This window comes from Embleya sp. NPDC059213 (assembly GCF_042754445.1).
In the GTDB taxonomy this organism is placed as follows: domain Bacteria; phylum Actinomycetota; class Actinomycetes; order Streptomycetales; family Streptomycetaceae; genus Embleya.
In genome coordinates, this window is sequence record NZ_JBHZAV010000036.1 from 1 (window position 1) to 20,983 (window position 20,983).

The 20,983-nt window shown below is 71.3% G+C and carries 17 protein-coding genes; 9 read left to right on the forward strand and 8 right to left on the reverse strand.

All coding sequences use genetic code 11. From position 1 onward, the window contains the following. Window positions 1-1,020 precede the first annotated feature (1,020 nt). The 4 genes from ACFXMF_RS15955 (at window position 1,021) to ACFXMF_RS15970 (ending at window position 5,133) form a co-directional block, all read left to right on the forward strand. Window positions 1,021-1,863 carry a hypothetical protein gene (locus ACFXMF_RS15955; protein ID WP_379992701.1) on the forward strand — a complete coding sequence of 281 codons (843 nt, stop codon included), beginning with the start codon at window positions 1,021-1,023 and terminating at the stop codon, window positions 1,861-1,863. Window positions 1,864-2,061: 198 nt separating this feature from the next. Continuing rightward, window positions 2,062-2,823 carry a response regulator transcription factor gene (locus tag ACFXMF_RS15960; RefSeq protein ID WP_379992702.1) on the forward strand — a complete coding sequence of 254 codons (762 nt, stop codon included), beginning with the start codon at window positions 2,062-2,064 and terminating at the stop codon, window positions 2,821-2,823. Continuing rightward, window positions 2,820-4,457, forward strand: a complete 1,638-nt coding sequence (locus ACFXMF_RS15965; protein ID WP_360318468.1) for a HAMP domain-containing sensor histidine kinase — start codon at window positions 2,820-2,822, stop codon at window positions 4,455-4,457. Before ACFXMF_RS15960 ends, ACFXMF_RS15965 begins: the two co-directional genes overlap by 4 nt. 448 nt (window positions 4,458-4,905) lie before the next feature. Continuing rightward, window positions 4,906-5,133, forward strand: coding sequence for a hypothetical protein (locus tag ACFXMF_RS15970; protein WP_360318465.1), 228 nt, complete (start codon window positions 4,906-4,908; stop codon window positions 5,131-5,133). Between the two features lie 253 nt (window positions 5,134-5,386). Here the strand turns inward: ACFXMF_RS15970 and ACFXMF_RS15975 are convergent, their stop codons facing one another. From ACFXMF_RS15975 to ACFXMF_RS15985, 3 genes are all read right to left on the reverse strand, one after another. Beyond that, the gene (locus ACFXMF_RS15975; RefSeq protein ID WP_360318463.1) at window positions 5,387-6,031 is read right to left on the reverse strand and encodes a response regulator transcription factor; all 645 of its coding nucleotides are present in this window, start codon (window positions 6,029-6,031) and stop codon (window positions 5,387-5,389) included. A 77-nt stretch (window positions 6,032-6,108) separates the two neighbouring features. Continuing rightward, complete coding sequence (locus ACFXMF_RS15980; RefSeq protein WP_360318462.1) at window positions 6,109-7,401, reverse strand: sensor domain-containing protein; 1,293 nt, start codon at window positions 7,399-7,401, stop codon at window positions 6,109-6,111. A gap of 162 nt (window positions 7,402-7,563) precedes the next feature. Next, window positions 7,564-8,871: an aminotransferase class I/II-fold pyridoxal phosphate-dependent enzyme gene (locus ACFXMF_RS15985; protein WP_360318460.1), complete on the reverse strand. Its 1,308-nt coding sequence runs from the start codon at window positions 8,869-8,871 to the stop codon at window positions 7,564-7,566. A gap of 111 nt (window positions 8,872-8,982) precedes the next feature. Here ACFXMF_RS15985 and ACFXMF_RS15990 point away from each other — a divergent pair, with 111 nt between their 5' ends. Beyond that, a complete protein-coding gene (locus ACFXMF_RS15990; RefSeq protein WP_379989812.1) occupies window positions 8,983-9,639 on the forward strand; it encodes a pyridoxamine 5'-phosphate oxidase family protein in 657 nt (218 codons plus the stop codon). A 246-nt stretch (window positions 9,640-9,885) separates the two neighbouring features. Here ACFXMF_RS15990 and ACFXMF_RS15995 read toward each other — a convergent pair whose 3' ends face one another. Continuing rightward, window positions 9,886-11,475 carry an alpha/beta hydrolase gene (locus ACFXMF_RS15995; RefSeq protein WP_360318456.1) on the reverse strand — a complete coding sequence of 530 codons (1,590 nt, stop codon included), beginning with the start codon at window positions 11,473-11,475 and terminating at the stop codon, window positions 9,886-9,888. A gap of 415 nt (window positions 11,476-11,890) precedes the next feature. Continuing rightward, window positions 11,891-12,652, reverse strand: a complete 762-nt coding sequence (locus ACFXMF_RS16000; protein ID WP_379989813.1) for a group II truncated hemoglobin — start codon at window positions 12,650-12,652, stop codon at window positions 11,891-11,893. 218 nt (window positions 12,653-12,870) lie between these two features. Here ACFXMF_RS16000 and ACFXMF_RS16005 point away from each other — a divergent pair, with 218 nt between their 5' ends. Then, window positions 12,871-13,413 carry a GNAT family N-acetyltransferase gene (locus tag ACFXMF_RS16005; protein WP_379989814.1) on the forward strand — a complete coding sequence of 181 codons (543 nt, stop codon included), beginning with the start codon at window positions 12,871-12,873 and terminating at the stop codon, window positions 13,411-13,413. Window positions 13,414-13,962: 549 nt separating this feature from the next. On the opposite strand, the gene ACFXMF_RS16010 is transcribed toward ACFXMF_RS16005, so the two are convergent. Then, window positions 13,963-14,988 (reverse strand): helix-turn-helix transcriptional regulator, encoded by a 1,026-nt coding sequence (locus ACFXMF_RS16010; protein ID WP_379989815.1) that lies wholly within the window; start codon window positions 14,986-14,988, stop codon window positions 13,963-13,965. A gap of 62 nt (window positions 14,989-15,050) precedes the next feature. Here ACFXMF_RS16010 and ACFXMF_RS16015 point away from each other — a divergent pair, with 62 nt between their 5' ends. Continuing rightward, the gene (locus ACFXMF_RS16015) at window positions 15,051-15,905 is read left to right on the forward strand and encodes a nuclear transport factor 2 family protein (protein ID WP_379989816.1); all 855 of its coding nucleotides are present in this window, start codon (window positions 15,051-15,053) and stop codon (window positions 15,903-15,905) included. 118 nt (window positions 15,906-16,023) lie between these two features. Here ACFXMF_RS16015 and ACFXMF_RS16020 read toward each other — a convergent pair whose 3' ends face one another. Both ACFXMF_RS16020 and ACFXMF_RS16025 read right to left on the reverse strand, forming a co-directional pair. Further along, window positions 16,024-17,688: an amidohydrolase gene (locus ACFXMF_RS16020; RefSeq protein WP_379989817.1), complete on the reverse strand. Its 1,665-nt coding sequence runs from the start codon at window positions 17,686-17,688 to the stop codon at window positions 16,024-16,026. Continuing rightward, a complete protein-coding gene (locus ACFXMF_RS16025; RefSeq protein ID WP_360318447.1) occupies window positions 17,685-19,226 on the reverse strand; it encodes an APC family permease in 1,542 nt (513 codons plus the stop codon). The genes ACFXMF_RS16020 and ACFXMF_RS16025 overlap by 4 nt, the downstream gene beginning before the upstream one ends. A 318-nt stretch (window positions 19,227-19,544) precedes the next feature. On the opposite strand from ACFXMF_RS16025, the gene ACFXMF_RS16030 reads away from it, so the two are divergent. Together ACFXMF_RS16030 and ACFXMF_RS16035 are read left to right on the forward strand one after the other, a co-directional pair. Continuing rightward, window positions 19,545-20,102, forward strand: a complete 558-nt coding sequence (locus ACFXMF_RS16030) for a TetR/AcrR family transcriptional regulator (protein ID WP_379989818.1) — start codon at window positions 19,545-19,547, stop codon at window positions 20,100-20,102. A 123-nt stretch (window positions 20,103-20,225) separates the two neighbouring features. After that, the gene (locus ACFXMF_RS16035; protein WP_360318445.1) at window positions 20,226-20,936 is read left to right on the forward strand and encodes a lysophospholipid acyltransferase family protein; all 711 of its coding nucleotides are present in this window, start codon (window positions 20,226-20,228) and stop codon (window positions 20,934-20,936) included. The last annotated feature ends 47 nt before the right edge of the window (window positions 20,937-20,983 follow it).

Consider the following 20,983-nt stretch of genomic DNA (forward strand, 5'->3'; position numbering starts at 1 on the left):
CCGTCGCAGGCTCCTCCACAAAAAAGTGGCCCCTCGCTCGTGACTTCGTGTCCCTGCGCTTCGCTCCGGGCCACGAAGTCAACGTTCTGCGGCTCCGCCGCTCTCCGCGCTGCGCGCGTCGATCACCGGGGTGGGGCTGGGTCGGGGGCGCTGACGCGCCGGGGCGGGCAGCGTTGTTCGGCGGCGCGCTCTGGACGCTTGGCCACCGCCGTGGTCAAAGCACGCACCCTCGACTCGGGCCTGTCGTTCCGCTGCCTCCACGACATCGGTCCCGCGCGCCTCGGCGCCTCCGGTCCGCTGCGCCTGCAACCCGGCTCCGCCGACCGCTTCGCGGTGGGTGGACGCGATCGACAGTGCGCTCAAGGAAACGTCGCCGACTGCGGCCCCGTGCGGACGGCTTGCCCGGCGTACCCACGCGCTCAATCCGTTGCCCATGGCTCGGAAGCCGCGTTCTCACGGGCACCGGGACGGCCCGCTCCGGCCCCTCGACCCCCACCGTGGCCGTCGACCGACCACGAACAATCGGCCGCACCAACGCCTGAGGCTTTCCCCAGGCCGCCGAACAACGCTGCCCCCCGGCGCGTCAGCGCCCCCGAGACAGGCAAGCCGCGCGATCGACGCGCGCAGCGCGGAGAGCGGCGGAGCCGCAGAACTTTGACTTCGTGGCCCGGAGCGAAGCGCAGGGACACGAAGTCACGAGCGAGGGGCCACTTTTTTGTGGAGGAGCCCGCGACGGAACAAAAAAGTGGTGCCTCGCGAGCCGGCGCCGAAGGCGCCCAATAGAAGCAACGCTGCATCGCCGAAAGCCCCCCACCCGCCCGCTCCGCTCACGACCCAGGCTCAGGCGTCGGGCCCGGCTCGCGTCTCGGGCTTCTCGATTCGCTGCGCTCGCGACCACGCCCAGCCACATGCCCCACACCCCCACCCCGGCCCCGACCGACCCCCCGCGCCCACGACCCAGCCCCCCGCACGCCCCGTGGCGGACTTGTTCCGCATCGACCTGGGTAGATCGTCGGCGTGATGGAACGAGGCGCGGTCGAGGAGTGGGACGCCCGGCTGGGGTGGATGGGCGCGCTTGTGTCGGATGACGAGATCGCGCACCGGCGTGCCCTGGACCACTATCTGCGGGTGGCCAGGGAGACCCGCGAGGCCCGCGCCGCCTACGACACGGTCGTGTTGCGGGTGCCCCGCTCGGTCTCCGCCGAGGAGACGGCCTGGCAACGCTTCCGCGCCGCGTGGCTGCGCACGCCCGCCGCGGCGCTGCTGGCCGAGCCGCTCGCCGCCGCCGAGGTGCCCGATTGGGGCGGGCTGCCGTACGCACTGACCTATCTGGAGTGGGAGGCCCGGTACCCGACCGAATGGACCCGGCACGCCAAGGTCTGGAGCACCAAGCAGCGGCTGATCCGGCTGCTGGCCGTCCCCGGGCACCACGCTGAGGCCCGGAGCCGCCTGGTGGACCTGGTCGAGGCGGTGGTGTACCGCCGGCATCGATGCAAGGACCGCGAGTACTCCCGGATCGCCCGCGTCGTGGACGGCGAGGACCTGCGCGCCCGGCTGACGAAGGCACAGGACAGCGGCGAGCCGTGGACCCGGGATCAGGCCGGCCACGTGTTGTGGCTGTTGCACAACCCCCAGATCCCGATCAACCGCACCAACTGGTTCCGCTGGCTGTCCATCAACCAGGACACTCCCCAGCCCCCACCCGGCACATCACCCACCGAGCCGACCGCGCCCACCGCGCGTCCCGAGCTCTCCGAGGCCGCCGAGCCCCCCGCCCCTCCCGACCTTCCCGACCCTCCCAACCCTCCCGACCACCCCAACCCGCCCAACCACCCCGACCCCCCTCCCCCACCACTCGTTTGACGAGCCGTCATTCGGCGTACACCACCCGCTCTCCACCCATAGGTTGGCCACCGACAACTTCGGCGACAACGGCAACAGCCTTCCGGGGGACGACATGGGTCGAGCCGACGACATGGCCAGCACACATCGCGTCGAGGCGTTCGACAGACAAGACACACCGCGCACACCCGCCACCGCGGAGCCGGGGGCCGCGACCCGGTGATCGCGGAACCCGACACCGAGCACCCGCCGCACGTCCTGGTCGTGGACGACGACCCCTCCATCCGACGTGCCCTGGAGCGCGGTCTACGGCTGGCCGGATATCGCGTCACCCTCGCCCCCGACGGCACCCGCGCGCTCGAACTGATCGTGCCCGCACCGCCGATCGCCCCCGCCGCCCCGGCCCCGCCCGCCGTATTCGACCCTCAGGTCGTGGTCCTGGACGTGGCGATGCCCGGTGTCAGCGGCATCGAGGTCTGTGCCGCGCTGCGCGCCCGAGGTGCCGCGACGCCGGTCCTGATGTTGTCCGCGCGCGACGAGACCGCCGATCGCATCGCGGGCCTGGAGAGCGGCGCCGACGACTACCTGGTGAAGCCCTTCGATCTGCGCGAACTCGACCTGAGACTGCGGGCGTTGCTGCGCCGCCGCCCGGTGGTCGGGGCCGGCGAACCGGTGTTGCGGGTGGGCCCGGTCGCGGTGGACGTGGCCGCGCACGTCGCGACCTGCCACGGCGCCGCCCTGGAGTTGACCCGCCGTGAGTTCGCGCTCCTGGAGGTCTTCACCCGCAACCCGGGTCTGGTGCTGTCCCGGGATCAACTCCTGGACCGGGTCTGGGGCTACGACTTCGACGTGCGCACCGACGTGGTCGACACCTTCGTCAGCTACCTGCGCCGCAAGCTGGAGGCCGGCGGCCGACCGCGCGTGCTGCACACCGTGCGCGGCATCGGGTTCGTCCTGCGTCCCTCGGGCGGTCCCGGATGAAGCTCTCCACCCGGATCGCGCTGTCGGTCGCCGTGCTGGTGCCGCTGCTCGTCCTCGGCGCGGGCACCCTGGTGGTGCGCTGGGCCCGACACGACTTGACGCAGCGCCAGGAACAACAACTCCAGCAACGGGCCGAACGCCTCGCGCCACCGGCCCGGTTCCTGGCCCGGACCGACCTGGACGAGCGCCAACAGGCGATCCGCACCCGGCAGTACCGAATCCTCGGTCTGGCCCTGGACGTCGGCGTCCGCTTCGACACCGCGGACGGACCGTTGTTGGTGGGGCCCCAGCCGCCGGAGGACACCCCGCTGCCCGCCCGCGCGCCGTCTCCGGTGACCGTTCACGCGGGCGGGCGTTCGTGGCGAATGGTGACCCGGCCGCTGCCGACCGGGGCGTTGTACGTGTTCGTGCCCTCGGGCGAACCGGACGCACAGGCCGCACTGTTGCGCCGACGGGTGTACGTGGTGACCGCGTTCACGGTGCCGCTTTCCGGGCTGGCCGGGCTCGCCGCCGGCGCCGCGACCACCCGATCGTTGCGCGCGCTGCGCCGCCGGGCGGCCCGGCTGGATCCGGACGGCGGCGCGCACGACGCGGTGCACGTACCCTCCGGCGTGGTCGAGGTGGACGAACTCGGCCGCACCCTGGACGACGTGCTGGGCCGGTACGCGGCGCAGACCGCACGCACCCGCGAAGCGCTGGAGACCGCCCGCTCGTTCGCCGCCACCGTCGACCACGAACTGCGCGGCCCGCTCACCGGGATGCGTACCGATCTGGACGTGCTGGCCACCTATCCGGACCTGGTCGCGGCCGAGCGCGAGGACGTGGTCGCGGACCTCCGGGTGGGCCACGAACGGGTGTTGTCGGTACTGACCGCGCTGCGTGCGCTCGCCCAGGGCGATCTGGTGGACGCATCGGCCTTCGGGCCGGTGGAGTTGGGCGAGGTCGCGCACGCGGCGGTCCGGGCCGCGCCGACCCGCCGGCCCGGTGCGGAGGAACAGGCCGCCGCGGAGGCCGTCGACGTACGGGTCGAGGCACCGCACGAGGTGGTCGTCTACGGACTCGGGCCCGGGTTGCGCCTGCTCGTGGACAACCTGGTGGGCAACGCGCTGGTACACGGGGCGGGTCGGGTGCTGGTGAAGGTGTTGCCCGGGATGGACTGCGGCGTGGTGTGTGTGGACGACGAAGGGCCGGGTATCGCACCGGAGTTGCGTGAGGTGGTGTTCGAGCGATTCCGACGTGGCCCGGACAGCCCCGGGGCCGGGCTGGGGTTGACCCTGGTCGCCCAGCAGGTCGCGTTGCACGGCGGCCGGGTCACCGTCGGGGTGCCACCGTCGGGACACGGCACCCGGATCGAGGTGGTGCTGCCGCTGCGCGCCGACCCGGTCGCGGCGCGGGAACGCGCCTGGTTGGGTATCCGGGCCCCGGAGCCGACGAGTTCACCCGCGCCCCGCTCCACCGATGCGACCGGCGGATCCGACACCACCGGCGTCGCCGCCGGGTCCGGCACCGACTCCGTCCCGGTTGGGTCCCGACCCCGGGCCGGCGTACCGAAATCACGCGCGACAACCCGGCGCACCGGGAAGATTCCTTCCCCGACGGCCCGTTCACAGGAAACCCACAAGGAACGTCCCTAGCCTCGAGAAACGCCGTGCCCGCCCGGGGTGGGGCGGGCACGGCGTTTCGGGGGAGGTCGCACATGCGTGTGTTCGACCGCAGCGAGAGCGCGACTCCCACCGATCCGGTGCCCATGGGGACACGGCTCACCGTGCCCTTGGCGTATGCGGGAACGCCCGGTGGCGGCGGCCACCGGGCGCCCGCCCCGTGCTCGCGGCGGCTGCGGCGGGACCCGCGGCCGGCCACGGGGCCGACCCGGTTCGACGGCCACCCGAGCGGCACGGGTTCGATGACGCGCATCCCGTGGTGGAGCGCGACGGACGAGCGGCACATCCGGCCGGAGGCGGCGACCTGCCTTCGGAACGACCGGGCCACGCCTTGGCATCCGACGCCGGAGTGGCGGCGGCGGAGCACCGCTACCGGGGTGCGCAAGGCGTGGCGTGCCGCCCGGCCGGGGAAGACGATCCGGTGAGTCGCGGACTCGCCGTGCCCGCGGCGACGGCGGGCATCCTGGCGGCGGTGCTGTCCGCGATCGTCGCGCTGACCGCGCGCGGTACGGACGACAGCGGCACGGGCAGACACGAGATGGGCACGTTCGTGCCCGCGACGGACCACGAACCGGCCGCGCCACCACCCGCGTTCACCTCGATCGTGCGCGGCGCGCGCACCGCGGTGGACATGCGGGCGCGGACCTGAGAACCGAGCAACCGGTATTGCCCTGAATCGATCCGCCCCGGGGCCGGCACCGCGGTCGGCCCGAGGACGGTGTGGGATGCATGGATCACGGAGGGGGAGATCCGGGCATCCCACACCGCTCCCATCCCCGGAATCGCACCCCTGGGAGCTGCACCCTCAGAGCTGAACTCTCGGAACCGCTCCCTCGAAGCCGCTCCCTCGGAGCTGCACTCTCCGAGCCGCCCCCTCGAAGGCTGCGCTCTCGAAGCCGCCCTCAGAGCTGCAAATACCGCAACACCGCCATCACCCGCCGGTGATCGGTGTCCGAAGGCGGCAGGTCGAGCTTGGTGAAGATGTTGCCGACGTGCTTTTCCACCGCGCGCTCCGTCACCACCAGCTTCTTCGCGATCGCCGCGTTCGTCCGCCCCTCGGCCATCAGCCCGAGCACCTCGTGCTCGCGCGGGGTGAGCGTGCTCAGGCCGCCGCTGCGCAGCCCGGCGCCGAACAACTGGGTGACCACCTCGGGGTCCAGCGCGGTGCCGCCGGCCGCGACCCGCTCCAGCGCATCGGTGAAGTCCCGGGTGTCCACCACGCGTTCCTTGAGCAGGTAGCCCACGCCCGCCGCGTTGCCGCCGAGCAGTTGGGCTGCGTACCGGGTCTCGATGTACTGCGAGAAGACCAACACCCCGATGCCGGGGTGGTCCCGGCGGATGTCGATCGCGGCCCGCAGGCCCTCGTCGGTGTGGGTCGGCGGCATCCGGATGTCGACCACGCACACGTCCGGCTTGTGCTCGACCACCGCCGCTCGCAGGGCGTCGGCGTCCGCGACGGCGGCCGCGACCTCGTGGTCGCGGTCGAGGAGCAGTTGAACGAGGCCGTCCCGCAGGATCGCGGCGTCCTCGGCAATGACGATGCGCATGGGCTCGATCGTCCCATGCCCCGACCGCCCCTCGGCCCCGGTCCCTCGGTCCGCGCTTCCCGTCCCTCGGTCCGCGCTCACCCTCGCGCCGGCAAATCCACGGTCACCTCGGTCGGTCCGCCCGGCGGACTGACGATCCGCAGGACGCCGTCCACCGTACGCACCCGCTCGACCAGGCCGGTGAGGCCGCTGCCCTTGCTCACGTTCGCGCCACCGTGCCCGTTGTCGGTGACCACCATGAGCAACCGGCCTTCCCGAACCCGCACCTGGACGACCGCCGCGCTCGCGCCGGAGTGGTGGGCGACGTTGGTGAGCAGTTCGGCGGCGCAGAAGTACGCGATGGTCTCGATCGTGGCGGGTGGACGCACGTCGATGTCGGTGTGCACCTCCACCGGGACGGCGCTGCACGCGGCCAGGGTGGCCAGCGCGGCGTCCAGGCCCTGGTCCAGGACCGGCGGGTGGATGCCCCGGGCGAGGTCGCGCAGTTCGACGATCGCCTCGCGGGCGTTGCCCAGCGCGCTGTCCACGAGCGTGCGCGCGCGGTCCACGTCCATCGGACGCTCGGTGTCCTCGGCGTCCAGTTTCTCCTTGGCCATGCTGAGGTTCATCGCGAGCGCGACGAGTCGGGCCTGCGCGCCGTCGTGCAGGTCGCGTTCGATCCGGCGCAGCGTCGCGGCCGAGTCTTCGACGGCGATCGCCCGGGTCTCCTCCAGGTCGGCCACGCGCTGCGCGGATTCGGTCGGCCCGAGCAGCGCGGGGACGAGCCACCGGTCGAGCTGGACGAGCCCGCGTACCACCCAGGGGGCGAGCAGCAGGATCGGAATGGCGGACACGCTCACCAGGAGCGAGAGCGGCAGGGTGTCGAAGTACACCTCGCCGATCTGTACCCCCGAGCGGCGGTCGACGCCGTGCGAGTCGGTGGTGTGCGGGTCGAACACGACGATGAGCAGCGGGTAGGCCAGCATGACCAGCCCGTAGCACCAGAACGCGCCGGTCATCACGACGGTGACCACGCTCAGCGGGAACTTGATCAGGTGGTAGGCGATCGCCCGCCAGCCCTCGGCGTTGCCCAGCGACGAGCCCAGCAGCCCGAGCGGGCCGCGCTTGGGCCGGAACGTGCGCAGCGGCGGCGTCTCGACCCCGAGCATGGCGCGGGCGAGTCCTCGGTGCACACCACCCCAGGCCCGCGCACCCATCACCCCGAGAGCCAGGATCGGCAGGCCGATCAGGGTGACGGTCAGGGCGATCCCGAACACGGAGAACAGGAAGATCGCACCGAAGCCGAACACCGCGAGCGGGAAGGTGAGGATCGCGTAGCCGGTCTCGGCCCATGTTCGTTTCGTGAACGGGGCCTTCAGGAACGTGTACATGGCGGGCATCCTCAAGGCGTAACAATCGTGATGGTGGAGTGTGCTCATGCTCCCCGGCCCGGGGCACCCGGATCGAGGGTGACAGCCCCCGACCCCGGGGTTCGGTTTGCCCCACCTCTCATACCGGACGATTCATCCACGGCATGATCCACCCCTCGGTGATCACCGGGTCTGTCGCCCCGCCCCGGTCCGGACCGCGAGGGCCACCGCGTCGGCCAGCCGCTCGGTCTCCTCGGCGGTGAGCGTGGCCACGGTGATCCGCAGGCCGGGCGCGGAGGTGATCCGGAACCGCGAGCCGGGGGCGACCACCCAGCCCCGGGCGAGCAGGCCGGCCACGGCGGTGGTCTCGTCCGGTACCTCGATCCACACGTTGATCCCGGTCCGGCCGACCGAGGCCACCCCGCGGGCGCGCAGCGCGTCGATCAGTCGGGTACGGCGCACCCGGTACGTCCGACGCGCGAAGCGGATGCGTTCGGCCACCTCGGGGTCGGTCCACGCGTGGGCGACCGCGTGTTGCAGTACGTGGCTGACCCAGCCGGGGCCCAGCCGCTGTCGGCCGCCGATCCGGTCGACCGTCACCGCGTCGCCCGCCAGGACCGCGCAGCGCAGGTCCGGGCCGTATGCCTTGGACGCCGAGCGGATGTGCGCCCAGTGGATGCCGACGCCGGTGAGGGTGTGCATGTCCAGGCCGGAGATGTCGTTGCCGTGGTCGTCCTCCAGGAGCACCACGTGCGGGTGCGCGGCCAGGATCGGGCGCAGTTCGGCCGCCCGTTCGGCCGACACGCAGGCGCCGGTGGGGTTCTGCGCGCGGGTGGTGACCACCATCGCGCGCGCGCCGGCCCGCAGCGCGGCCTCGGTCGCGACCGGGTCGGGGCCGTCGTCGTCGACCGGGATCGGCCGCGGGGTCAGGTTCAGCGCGGCGAGCAGGTCGAGCAGGTTGCCCCAGCCGGGGTCCTCGACCGCGACCTGATCGCCCGGCCGCAGGTGTGCGGTGAGCGCGCGCTCGATGCCGTCCAGCGCGCCGGAGGTGGCGGCCAGGTGCGCGCCGCCCACGCCGCCGGCGCGCAGCACCGTACGGGCGGCCTCCGCGAACGGCTCGTACAGCGCGCCGTCCCGGTAGAGCGGACGCCAATCGCTCGGCTCGGGGAAGACCGGCGACGGCAGCAGCACGGGGTCTGGCTCGCCGTTGGACAGATCGCGGGTGCCGGGCGGTACCTGCGGGCCCAGGTCGTTGCGCCGGATGGTCGCCGGGCGGGCCCGGATCCGGGTGCCTGCCCGGCCGTGTGTCTCCACGATGCCGCGTTCGCGCAGGGTGCGGTACGCGGCGGCGACGGTGTTGGCGTTGACGCCCAGTTCGGCGGCGAGCGCCCGAACCGGCGGCAGCGCGTCGCCGGGCGCGAGCTCGCGCGCGTGCAGGTCGCGTTCGACGGATGCGGCGATGTCGGCGGCGGTGCGACCGGTGGTGGCCATGCTTCTCCTGCGTCTGGGGGTCGTCGGATTATGCCGTTGACATCCTCCCCCGATGCACATCTATTGTACTACTCCAATCACTTATTTGAACTAGTACAAAGGATCTTCACGATGACCGACTATCCCGCCACCGCCACCACCACCCCCCACCGACACCGCGACCGGATGCGCTACGACGTCGAGGCGGTACACGCGATCCTCGACGCCGGCTTCCTCGCGCACGTCTCGTTCACCCTCGGCGGTCGGCCGCAACTGATCCCGCTCGCGTTCGGCCGCGACGGCGAGCGGCTCTACCTGCACACCTCCAGCGGCGGACAGCTCGCCCTGGCCGCACGGGCGAGCGGCGCCGAGGGGCTGCCGGTGGCGGTCTCGGTCACCCACGTGGACTCCGTGGTGCTCTCCCGCTCGGCGATGCACCACTCGATGGACTATCGCTGCGTGATCGCGCACGGTCCGCTGGTGCACGTCACCGACCCGGACGAGCAGATGCACGCCTACCGGGTGATCATCGACCACCTGGTCCCGGGCCGCGCCGACGACGTCCGCCCGCCCAGCCCGAAGGAGAACGCGCAGACCGCCGTCTTCCGACTGGAGCTGGACCAGGTCGCCGCGAAGGTCCGCGACCACGGCCTGGCCGAGGACCCCGACGACTTCGACCTGCCGCACTACGCCGGCGTGGTCCCGCTGACCACCACCCGCGGGCCGGTACGCCCGGACCGGGACCAGGAGATCCCGGCGTACCTGGCCCAGTGGCTCGGCGCATCCTGACCGGGGCGCACCACCGAAGCCGCCGCGGCACCGACCATCCCCGCCCCTCCCCCGATCGGGCCGCCCCCACCCGCCGGCGCGCCGATCGCCGTCGCCGCGACGCACCCGCGCGGCAACGCGGACGGGCCCGCCGCGGAAGCGACGGGCCCGTACGGACGTACCGGTTGTGCCGTGTTGCCGTGTTGCCGTGTTGCCGTGTTGCCGTGTTGCCGTGTTGCCGTGTTGCGAGCTTGCCGTGGTACCGCCCTACAGAGCGGTCTTGGAAGCCTTCTTCGGTGCGGCGGCCGTCAGTTCCGCCGCCACCGGGTTCGGTACCGGGTCGGGCAGCTTCTGGCAGACCGCGTCGGCCGGACCGTGGCCCCGGCCCTTCGGGGTCTTGCCGGTGACCAGGTATTCGTTCAGGTAGTCGTCCAGGCAGCTGCTGCCGCTGAGCGAGATGCCGTGGTTGCGGCCGCCCTGCTCGACCACCAGGGCCGAGTCGCGGAGCAGCCGGTGCATCGTGACGCCGCCCTCGTACGGGGTCGCGGCGTCGTTGGTCGCCTGGAACAGCAGGGTCTTGGGCAGCTTGTCGTTGGCGACGTTCACCGGCTTGAGGCTCGACGTCGGCCAGAACGCACAGGCCGCGTTGAACCAGACGTTGTTCCAGGTCAGGAACGGTGCCTTGGCGTACGTCTTGACCGCGTCCCGGTGCCAGGTCGCCCAGTCCTTGGGCCAGGCGGCGTCGCGGCACTGGGTGGCCAGGTAGCCGCTGTTGATGTTGTCGTTGCCCGGGCTCGCCCCCGCCAGGTCCTCGTACGCGGTGCGCAGCGGGGCCGTGACGTGGTCGACCACGTATCCCGAGAAGCCCTCGGCCAGTTCGGCCCAGGTCGAGTCGTTGTAGCCGCCCTGGGCGAACGCGTCCTCGACCTCGGCGCCACCGACGACGCCCTCGGCCGGGGCCTTGCTGAGCTGGTCGCGCATCGTGTACCAGGCACGCTCGACCTTGGCGGGGTCGGTGCCCAGGTGGTAGTTCGCGTCGTACTTGGCGACCCAACCGAAGAAGGCCTTCAGGTTGTTGTCGAACGCCACGTCCTGGGTGAGCTGGCCGCCGTACCAGACGCTGTCCTTGCTCGGGTCGACGATGCTGTCCAGCACCAGTCGCTTGACCCGGCTCGGGAACAGCTTGGCGTAGACCGCACCGAGGTAGGTGCCGTACGAGTAACCGAAGTAGCTGATCTGCCTGGCCCCGAGGGCGGCACGGATCGAGTCCATGTCCGCGGCCGAGGCCGGCGTGTTCATGTGCTTCAGGAAGTCGCCGTATTTGTCGCCGCAGGCCCGGGCGTACTCGTACACCCGCTTGATGTTGGTGAGTTCGTCACCGAAGTTGTCCGGGACGGTGTCCGGGCGGACCGGGTTGTTGAAGCCCGGGACGCAGTCCAGGTGCGGCTCGCTGGCACCCGCGCCGCGGGGGTCGAAGCCGATCACGTCGAACTGCGCGGCCACTTCGGGGCGCAGGTTCTTCGCGACGTAGCCGGCCAGTCCGCGACCCGGCGCACCGGGGCCGCCGGGGTTGACCAGGAGCGGGCCGAGCGACTTCGCGGCCGTGTGTGGAATCCGCGACACCGCGATGGTGATCTGCCGGCCGCCGGGATTGCCGTGGTCCATCGGGACCTGGAGTGAACCACATTCCATCGTCGGATAGTTCGAGCTGCCGCAGTTCTTCCAGGCGATGGGGGTGGAAGCGGACTCGGCCTGGGGTGCGGGCGAGTCGTCCGCCGAAGCCGGCGAAGCGAGGGTCAGCAACCCGCTCACCAGCGTAGTGGCGGCGGCGAACGCGACGAGAGTGTGTCTCTTCACGTGGGTGTTCCTCCATGTGACGGATCTGTCACGAGTGACATCGACGCCGCAGATGCTGCCGTGTCGACGGTCGATGCGACGAGGGGGCGGTCGGGTCGGAACGGGAATCCTTGCCAAGCGCAGTGGCGACCTTTACCCAGATTTTGGGTTTACCACGCCGTACGCCCGTTTGGTCGGTTATGTAGGCGAGCGGAGAAGGAGCCATGCGATTGCACTCCGTGGCCGACGCGCGTAGTCGATCCGGAGGTTCGGCACTGATCACCCGGTCACCGTCCGGAGTTCGATCCGTCCTTGATCCCTCTTGCATTCCACCGGGCGCCGGCCCCGAACCGCCCTCGCGACCCGCGTGCGCGTTCCGCGCGGGCCGCAGGGGGCCTGCGACCGCCCGGCGGCCCGCGTGGCGGCCCGGGTTCGGTCAGCCCAGGTACGGCGGCGTCAGGCCCCAGTCCCAGCGCGGCATCGGCGACTCCGGGAGCGGCGGCGGGTTGGGCCCGGAGTACATGATCGCCATCCGGGTGCCCCACTCCAGGTAGTACGCGAGCACGCCGCGAAACTCCGGGTCGGCCGGCAGGTCCACGTCGTCCGCCGTCTCCAGGAGCAGCGTGACCCACCGACGTCGCTGCGTCTCGGTGATCCCCCGGCCCAGGTGGCGCGAGGCCATGTGCCGGTGCCCACCCAACTCGGCGCTGTATACGGACGGGCCGCCGAACACCTCGCCCAGCCAGGCGGCCACGTGCTCGGCGTGCCGCGGGTCCATGTTCGCGAACACCGGGGCGAGGATCTCGTCTTCGGCCACCCGCTCGTAGAACGTGCCGAACAGTCGCTCGAACGCGGGCGCGCCCCCGGCCCACTCGTACAGCGTCGGCGTCGAACCGCCCTTGCCCGCCACGTCGGTCACCGTGTAGTGCCGCATCTCCTCGATCGCGGTGACGTACGGCCGGATCGCGGCGAAGAAGGCGGCGAAGTACTCACCCTTGCGAAAGCCGTTCAGGTGCGCGTCGGTCGAACTCCACCGGATCCGCAGAATGTAGGCGGACGCCTCTTCCTGACACCTGCTCAACTCGTAGTCCACACACTCCGGCGCGGCCGCGAGCGACTCGGCCGCGCGCGCGTACGCGGCCTCGAACTCGCTGCCGTCGGCTTCGGCGATCGTGTAGCGGATGTATTCGACGATCATGAACGGTCCCCCATGCAAGACGCTGTTTCGATCGCGTCAACCATAGGCATGATCACCTACCGGGTGATCATCGACGCGAGCCGATTTCGCGGACCGCGTAAGGCAATCCGCCCATCCACCCGATCGCCCGAGCCCACCCGATCACCCCCTCGAACCCTCGGCGCCGGCAGCGGATCCGGCACCGCTTCGAGGTGCGGCGGCTTCGTAGAATCGGCGCCATGGATCTCGGGACGGCGGCGAACGGTTCGGACGAGGTCACGGATGTCGAGGGCGCCCGGCAGCCCGGCGGGTCCGCGAGCATGCTCACGCCCCTCACCCCCGGCGACGTTCCCGATCTGCACGACTTCCTGGTTCGGGCCGATCTCACGCTCAGTGGACTCGACGCGGCCGGCGTGCGGTTGTGGCTGTTGCGGGACGGTGGCGGCAGGGTGCGGGGGAGCACCGGCTTCGAGTTGTCCGCCGCCGGTGATCACGCGCTGATTCGTAGCGTCGCGGTGGATCGGGAGGCTCGGGGACGGGGTCTGGGGCTCGAACTTGCTCGGTTCGCGCTCGACCGCGCCGCTGCGGCCGGCGCTCGACACGCCTGGTTGTTCAGTCGCCGATCCGGCCCGTTCTGGCGGCGGTTGGGCTTCGAGCCGGCCGACCGGACCCGCCTCGCGGCGGTATTGGCCGAAACGCACCAGGTGACCCTGTTCCGCACGAGTGGGCAACTCGACCGCGAGGTGGCCTGGTCGCGTGCGCTCGGCCGGGGCCCGGCGTAGCCGATGTCGATCCGGGGAGGCCGGACGCACCGGAGCCCGTCCCCCGATCCCGCCGGGCGCGACGCGGCGGGATCGGGATGGACGGGCCCTGGCCCGGCCCTACCTTCGGGCCAACTGCGGGACGCGGGCGGATCGGACGTGCGCCCCGCAGAGTCACTCGGACATTTGATCACCCGGGTGTCCAACCACGCGATCCGGTGATCCCTCGTTCCACCCGATCCCTCGGCCTCCGCGTTGCACGCGACCCTACGATCCGGCCTCGCCGTCCGCGACTCCGGGTTGTGCTCGGGGCAACAACCCGCTTCGCCAACGTGTCGGTTGCGTACGGGATGGTCATGCCACGGGCACGAAGAGAGCATGCCGAACGACGGCCCGATCGGGGTCGGCGTCCTTCATGATCCATCGGCAAAGGCTTGATTGTGCACGTCGAACCGGCGCCCGGGCGCCGGGATCGGTATAGCTACGGCAAAGAATGCAATATCCGGAAGTCCACCATCCGGTTGGTATCCGGCCGCTTCCGGCCGGAGATCCGCGCAAATGGCCCGAACATCACCCATACCTGTCGGCGTCGGTATCGGCGCACCCGTACACCCGCGCCAACGCGACCGCCGCCGCCCGCATCCCGGCCCGCAGTTCCGGTGGCCCCAGCACCTCCACCTCGCCGCCGAACGGCAGGAGGGTGGTGATCGCCGAGTCGACCGACTCGATCGGCAGGACCAGCTCGACCCGGCCGTCGACGTCGGGGCGGGTCGCGCTCGCGTGGGCCGCGCGTACCAGGACCGGCTCCAGTGCCTCCACCAGCCGCCGCATCCCGACCGGCGACACCCGCACGGTCGCCGACGCGCGGAGCCGGCGGTCGTCGAACCGATCGAGGTAGTCCTCCCAGTAGGTCGCCAACGCGAACCCGGCCGGTCGCTCGAATGTCTCCGCGAGGGACTGCGCATCCAGGATCCGCGACACCCGATAGGTACGGATCCGCGCCCGGTCCCCGACACCCTCCGCCTCCGCGTGCCCCGCGACGAGATACCAGGCGCCCGCCTTGAGCACCACGCCGTACGGGTCCACCACCCGGGTGTTCTCGTGTGGCTCGGCCCAGCGGAGGTAGCGGATGCGCGTCCGGCGCCGGTTCCACACCGCGTCGGCGACCTCGGCCAGGTGGGGCGTGTGGTCCTCGGCGCCGTACCAGGAGGGCGCGTCGAGGTGGAAGCACTCGGCGATCCGCCCGGCGCGGTCCCGCAGTTCGGGCGGAAGCGCGGCCATCAGCTTGAGCTGCGCGGCGGTCACCACCGATCCCAGGCCCAGATCGGCGGCGGCGGTCGGCAGGCCGGTGAGGAACAACGACTCGGCCTCGCCGGTGGTGAGTCCGGTCAGCCGAGTGCGGAATCCGTCGAGCAGTTCATAGCCGCCGCGATGGCCCGGATCCGCGTACAGCGGCACGCCGGCCGCGCTCAACGACTCCATGTCCCGGTAGACGGTCCGGATCGAGACCTCCAGCGTGTCGGCGATCTCCCGGGCGGTGACCCGCCCCCGGGTCTGCAACAACAACAGGATGGACACCAGCCGACTCGCCCGCATCCGGGAAGTCTGCCCGAATCCACTGACACAACGTGTCAGTGGAGCGCGTCTACCTTCCGCCCATGAACACCATCCACACCACCGACGAAACCGCCCCTGCCACCCCCGTCGACCTCGACGCGTTCGCGGACCGCTACCTGGCCGTGTGGCACGAGCCGGACCCGAGCGCCCGCCGCGCCGCCATCGAGGCGCTGTGGACGCCGGACGGGATCGAGACCATCGAGTCCGGACGGCACGTCGGGCACGACGCGCTGTTGGCCCGCGTCACCGATACCTACGAACAACTGGTCGACAAGGGCGGGTTCGTGTTCCGCTCGGCCGGGGACGCGGTCGGCCACAACGGCGCGATCACCTTCACGACCTACATGGTCCCGGCGGCCGGCGGCGATGTGGCGTGGACCGGGCGGGTGGTCGTGCAGCTGGCACCCGACGGCCGGATCCGGCACGACCACCAGTTCACCCTGCCCACCGACCTCGGGCCCGGTACGGACGCCGTCGTCTGCGAGTTCGTCCGCCGCGTCGCGTCGGGCGACCCGGATCGCATCGCCGAACTGTTCGCCGAGCACGTGGACTGGGTGCTCGACTGGCCGGCCGAGGGTCACCCGTCCACGCCGTGGATCCGGTCGCGTTCGACCCGCGCCGACGTTGCCGCGCATTTTCGCGAACTGGCCGCCGCGCACACCGACGAGCCGCCGGAGCAGGCCGGCGACCCGGTCGTCGGACCCGGTCTGCGGATTCTGGTCGACGGGCCCGAGGCGGTCCTGTCGACCGAGATCCGGCGTACGGCCGCCTCCACCGGCACGGCCTACCGAGCGCGGTGCGCGCTGCACGTCACCGTCGAGGCGGGCCTGATCAGCCGTTACCACGTCTACGAGGACAGCCTCACCGTGGCCCGGGCACACACGGTCGGCGGCTGACCGACGCCGGCTCGGCCGTCCCCGGCCGGCAACCGCCCACCGACCCACCGGACCACGAACGGATCGCCGACCTCGTCCGCGACGCCACAGGCGCGCCGACGATCCGTCCGGACCGGGCCTAGGCCCCGAACACCCGCTCCCCGCCCACGAACGTCTCCAGCACGCGCGTCGCGCCGATCTCGCTCTCCGGTGCCGCGAACGGGTCGCGGTCGAGCACGGCGAGGTCCGCCTGCTTGCCCACCACGATGCTGCCGGTGTCGTCCAGGTGGTTCACGTACGCGGTGCCCGCCGTGTACGCCGCGAGCGCGGTGTGCAGGTCGAGCCGTTGTTCCGGGAAGAAGGCCGGCGAGTCCGACCCGTACAGCTTCCGGTTCACCGCCACGTGGATGCCCTGGATCGGGTCCGGGCTGGACACCGGCCAGTCGCTGCCCGCGACCAGCGTCGCACCGCTGCGCGCGAGCGCGCCGAACGGGTACTGCCACGCGGCCCGCTCCGCACCCAGGAACGGGATGGTCAACGTGTCCATCTGCGGCTCGTGCGCGGCCCACAGCGCCTGGATGTTCGCGCTCGCGCCGAGTTCGCGGAACCGGCCGAGGTCGTCCGGGTGCACCACCTGGAGGTGGGCCAGGTGCGGCCGGGTGTCCTTCCACCCGTTCGTCGCGCGCATCGCGGCCACCGCGTCCAGCGCCTCGCGGACCGCGCGGTCGCCCAACGCGTGGAAGTGCACCTGGAAGTCGTGCGCGTCGAGCGCCGTGACGTAGCGCTGCAACGCGGCCGGCTCGATGAAGCTGATCCCGCTGTTGTCGGAGGCGCATCCGCACGACGTCAGATACGGGCTGAGCATCGCGGCGGTGAAGTTCTCCGCGATCCCGTCCTGCATGATCTTGACGGTCGTGCAGGACAGGCGTCCCCGGGTGCCCGCGGCGCGGCGCGCCCGCAGTTCCTCGATCTGCTCGATCCCGCGGTCGCGCTGCCACCACAACGAGCCGACCACCCGTGCGGTCAGCAGGCCGCGGTCCACCGCCGTCAGATACGCGGAGCTCGCGTCGCTGACATTCGCGTGCGCGCCGAGCAGCGCGTCCTGCCACGCGGTGATGCCCAGCGAGTGCAACAACCGCTGGGCCCGGAGCAGGCCGGCCACCTGGTCCTCGGCGGTGAGCGCGGGCAGCAGCCGACCGACCAGGTCGGCCGCGCCCTCCTGGAGCACACCGGTCGGCTCGCCGTCCGAGTCGCGTTCGATCCGACCGTCGGCCGGGTCCGGGGTGTCCCGGGTGATGCCCGCCAGCCGCAGCGCCACGCTGTTGGCCCACGCGCCGTGGTGGTCCCGGTTGGGCAGGAACACCGGGCGGTCCGGAACCAGGTCGTCGAGCATCGACCGGTGCGGCAGGCCGCCCGGGAACGCCTCCATCGACCAGCCGCCGCCGGTGATCCACTCCAGGTCCGGGTTGGCGTCGGCGTAGGCCCGCACCGTCTCGCGATACTCGGCGACCGTCTCGTGCTCGGACAGGTCGCACTGGCCCATTTCGATGCCGCCACCCACCGGGTGCACGTGCGCGTCCTGGAAGCCCGGGATCAGCAGCTTGCCCGCGAGATCGACCACCTCGGTGCGATCGCCGATCAGCTCGCGCACCTCGTCGTGCCCGACCGCGACGATTCGCCCGTCGCGCACGGCCACCGAGCTCGCCCGGCTGCGCGCCGCGTCGACCGTGTAGACCGGGCCGCCGGTGAAGACGACGTCGGCGGCCACCGCGCCGGCGGAGGTCGTCTGCTCGATCTTGCTCATACCATTCCCTTGGACTTGAAGGCATCGAAATCGGCGGCGTCGTTGTAGCGGTCCATCGGCAACTCGATCGAGTCGCCGTCGGTGCCCCGCCCGGTCTCGAAGTAGGCCGACTTGCGCACGTACTTGGCGTAGACGGCGAACCCCAGGCCGCTGAGGATCACCACCAGCGGCACGGAGAACATGAACCAGCCGTTGTCGGGGCTGAGTTCGAAGCTGTCGCTCATGGTCAGGTAGTCGTAGGCGAGGTAGGCGCCGACGCCCAGCAGCGCCAGTCCGCTCAGCCCGGGGATGATCACGGCGCGCACGCCCTCGGTGCGGTCGGTGCGCAGCGTCGGCCAGAAGCGCACGGCGCAGGCGATCGCGGTGAGGCCGTAGTAGAACGCCACGATCAGGCCGATCGAGTTGACCGCGGCCAGGATCATGTCGTTGAGCTTGGGGATGCCGATCGCCAGGACGGCGGTGCCGGCGGCGATCGCCATGATCAAAATCGTGCCGATCGCGGGCGATCCGAAGGTCGGGTGGATCCGGGTCCACACCTTGCCGAGCGTCTGGTCGCGGCCCATCGCCAGCATGCCGCGCGCGGTGGGAATGACGCCGGACTGGAGGGAGGCGACCGCGGAGAAGATCAGCGCGAGCAGCGGCAGGCTCGCCCACGGGTCGGCGGCCAGGTGCGCGCCCAGGAAGGTCAGACCCTGCGGACCGTTCTCGGCCAGCTCCGGGACGGTCATCACGCGCTGGAAGGCGATCGCGCCGAGCAGGAACATGCCGAGCATCACGAACAGCGCGATCAGGCCGCCGCGGGCCGAGTCCCCGGGATTCTTGGTCTCCTCGGTGACGCTGAACGCCGCGTCCCAGCCCCAGAAGAAGAACACCGCGAGCACCAGGCCCTGGGCGAAGTCCGAGGCCGAGTCGATTTCGAAGGGGTTGAACCAGGAGAAGGAGAACGGCTGCTCGCCGGAGGCGATCGCCCAGATGCAGAAGATCAGCAGCACCGAGTACTCGAAGACGAGCAGGAAGGTCTGCAACCGGGTGGCCTGGTGCACGCCGGTGATCGCGAGCACGGTGACCACGACCAGGACCACCAGGCCCAGGACGGTGCTGAGCTTGGTCGAGTTCGGATCCAGGGCCAGCCCGGCGAACTCGTGCCAACCGGCCTTGTTGGCGAACTGGAGCATCACCGAGCCGGTGATCGCGCTGGTGTACGCGAGGAAGATGATCGATCCGGCGAGCGCGACCCAGCCGGTGAGGAAGCCGGAGTACGGGCCGATCGACTTGCCGACCCAGACGTAGCCGCTGCCGCAGTTCGGCTCGACCCGGTTGAGGCGGGCGTACGCTCCGGCGATGCCGAGCATGGGCAGGAAGGCGATCAGGATGATGGCCGGCGTGGCCAACCCGACGGTGGCGGCCAACGTGCCCATGCCGACGCCGATGCTGGTGGTGGCCGCCGTACTGGACGCGGCTACCGCGATGCCGTCGACGACACCGAGCGACTTGCGCAGCTCGGGCGGTTGGTCGACCCGGGGCGGGTTCGTGGACATCGGCGCTCCCAGGGAGGCTAAAGCTGACAGGGGGTGGACGCCGATGAAACAGCCTGCGTCAGAATTACGTCAATGGTGTTGACATAAGATGGAATCGGACCCGGTGCACGTCGAGCCGGCTGCGGAGGAATTGTGGAGCGCAGGGAAGTCGTGAACCGGGAGGATCGAGCGGACCCGGGGGAGGCGAAGCGGGTCGACCGGGTGGTGGGTGAACGTCGCCGGCGCCGGCCGACCAAGTCCGGGACGGTTTTGTCCGAAGATGTCATTGTCGATTGTGCGGTACGTCTGATCGGACACCAAGGCCCGGAGGCCCTGACGGTGCGCAAGCTCGGCGCCGCGCTCGGCTGCGACCCCACCGCGATCTATCGATATTTCCGCAACACCGACGACCTGCTGCTCGCGATCGCCGACTCGCTGATCGGCGAGACGCTGGTGGGCTACCGGCCCGGCCCGGACTGGGTGGCGTCGCTGCGCGAGCTGGGCCTGCGGGTGCGCGACGGCTATCTGCGCCATCCGCGCGTGGCCGCGATCGCGGCGTCCCGGGTGACCCGGCGGCACAACGAGTTCCGGGCGGTGGAGATGGGGGTCGGTCTGCTGCTGTCGGCGGGCTTCTCCCCCGTCGACGCGGTCCGCTACTACCGCGTGTTCATCGACACCGTGCTCGCGCACGCGGCCCTGGAGGCGTCCTACAGCGCACTCGCGCCCGAGGTGCGGGCGGCCGACGACCGATCCTGGACGGAGACGTACAACACGCTTCCCGAGACCGACTATCCGGCGATCGGCACGGTCCGCGTGCACCTGGCCGAGGGCATGGCGGGCAGTCCCTTCGAGGACATGCTCGACCTGATGCTGGAATCGCTCGCCCGGCGGGTGTGACGGCGGTGGGCCCCGGCGGCACCGATCGGCACGATCGGGGCCGTGACGACATTTGACACCACGTCAACAGTGCAGGTGGGTACACGCGTCATGGGGGGTGCCGCAGACTCGATAAGGTGGCGCGTGTTTCCAGACCTCACCCACTCCCACGGGGGATCCGTGCTGATCGACAAGTTCATGCATGGCGTCGTGGCGCCCACCGCGAAGGCGATCTATCGCCCGCGCACCGAGGGCCGCGAGAACGTACCGATGACCGGCCCGGTCATCATCGCCAGCAACCACCTGTCGTTCGTTGACAGCGTCGCGATCCCCGTGGTCATGCCGCGCAAGGTGTCGTTCCTCGCGAAGGCCGAGTATTTCGACGGCCCCGGGCTCAAGGGCCGGGTCAGCAAGTCGTTCTTCACCGGCATCGGCGCCGTCGCCGTGCCCCGAGGCGCGCACAGTGCGGCGAAGGCCGCCCTGGAGACCGCGCTCTCGGTGCTCGAACGCGGCGACGCGTTCGGGATCTACCCGGAGGGCACCCGCTCCCGCGACGGCCGGCTCTACCGCGGCAGAACCGGTGTCGCGTGGCTCGCGCTGGCCGCGCGGTGCCCGGTGGTCCCGGTCGGGATCATCGACACGGACCGGGTCCAGCCGATCGGCTCGAACATCCCGAGGTTGTCGCCGCGCGCGCTCATCCGCTTCGGCGAGCCGCTCGACTTCTCGCACCACTACGAGCGCAAGGACGTGGCCCGGGCCCGGCGCGAGATCACCGACGAAATCATGGAAGCAATCCAGAAGTTGTCGGGGCAGGACTACGCGGGCGTCTACAACGAGACGGCGGCGGAGGTCTGAGCGACGGCATCCGTCGCGTTGCCGGGGCGGCGCCTCGCCACCCCCGG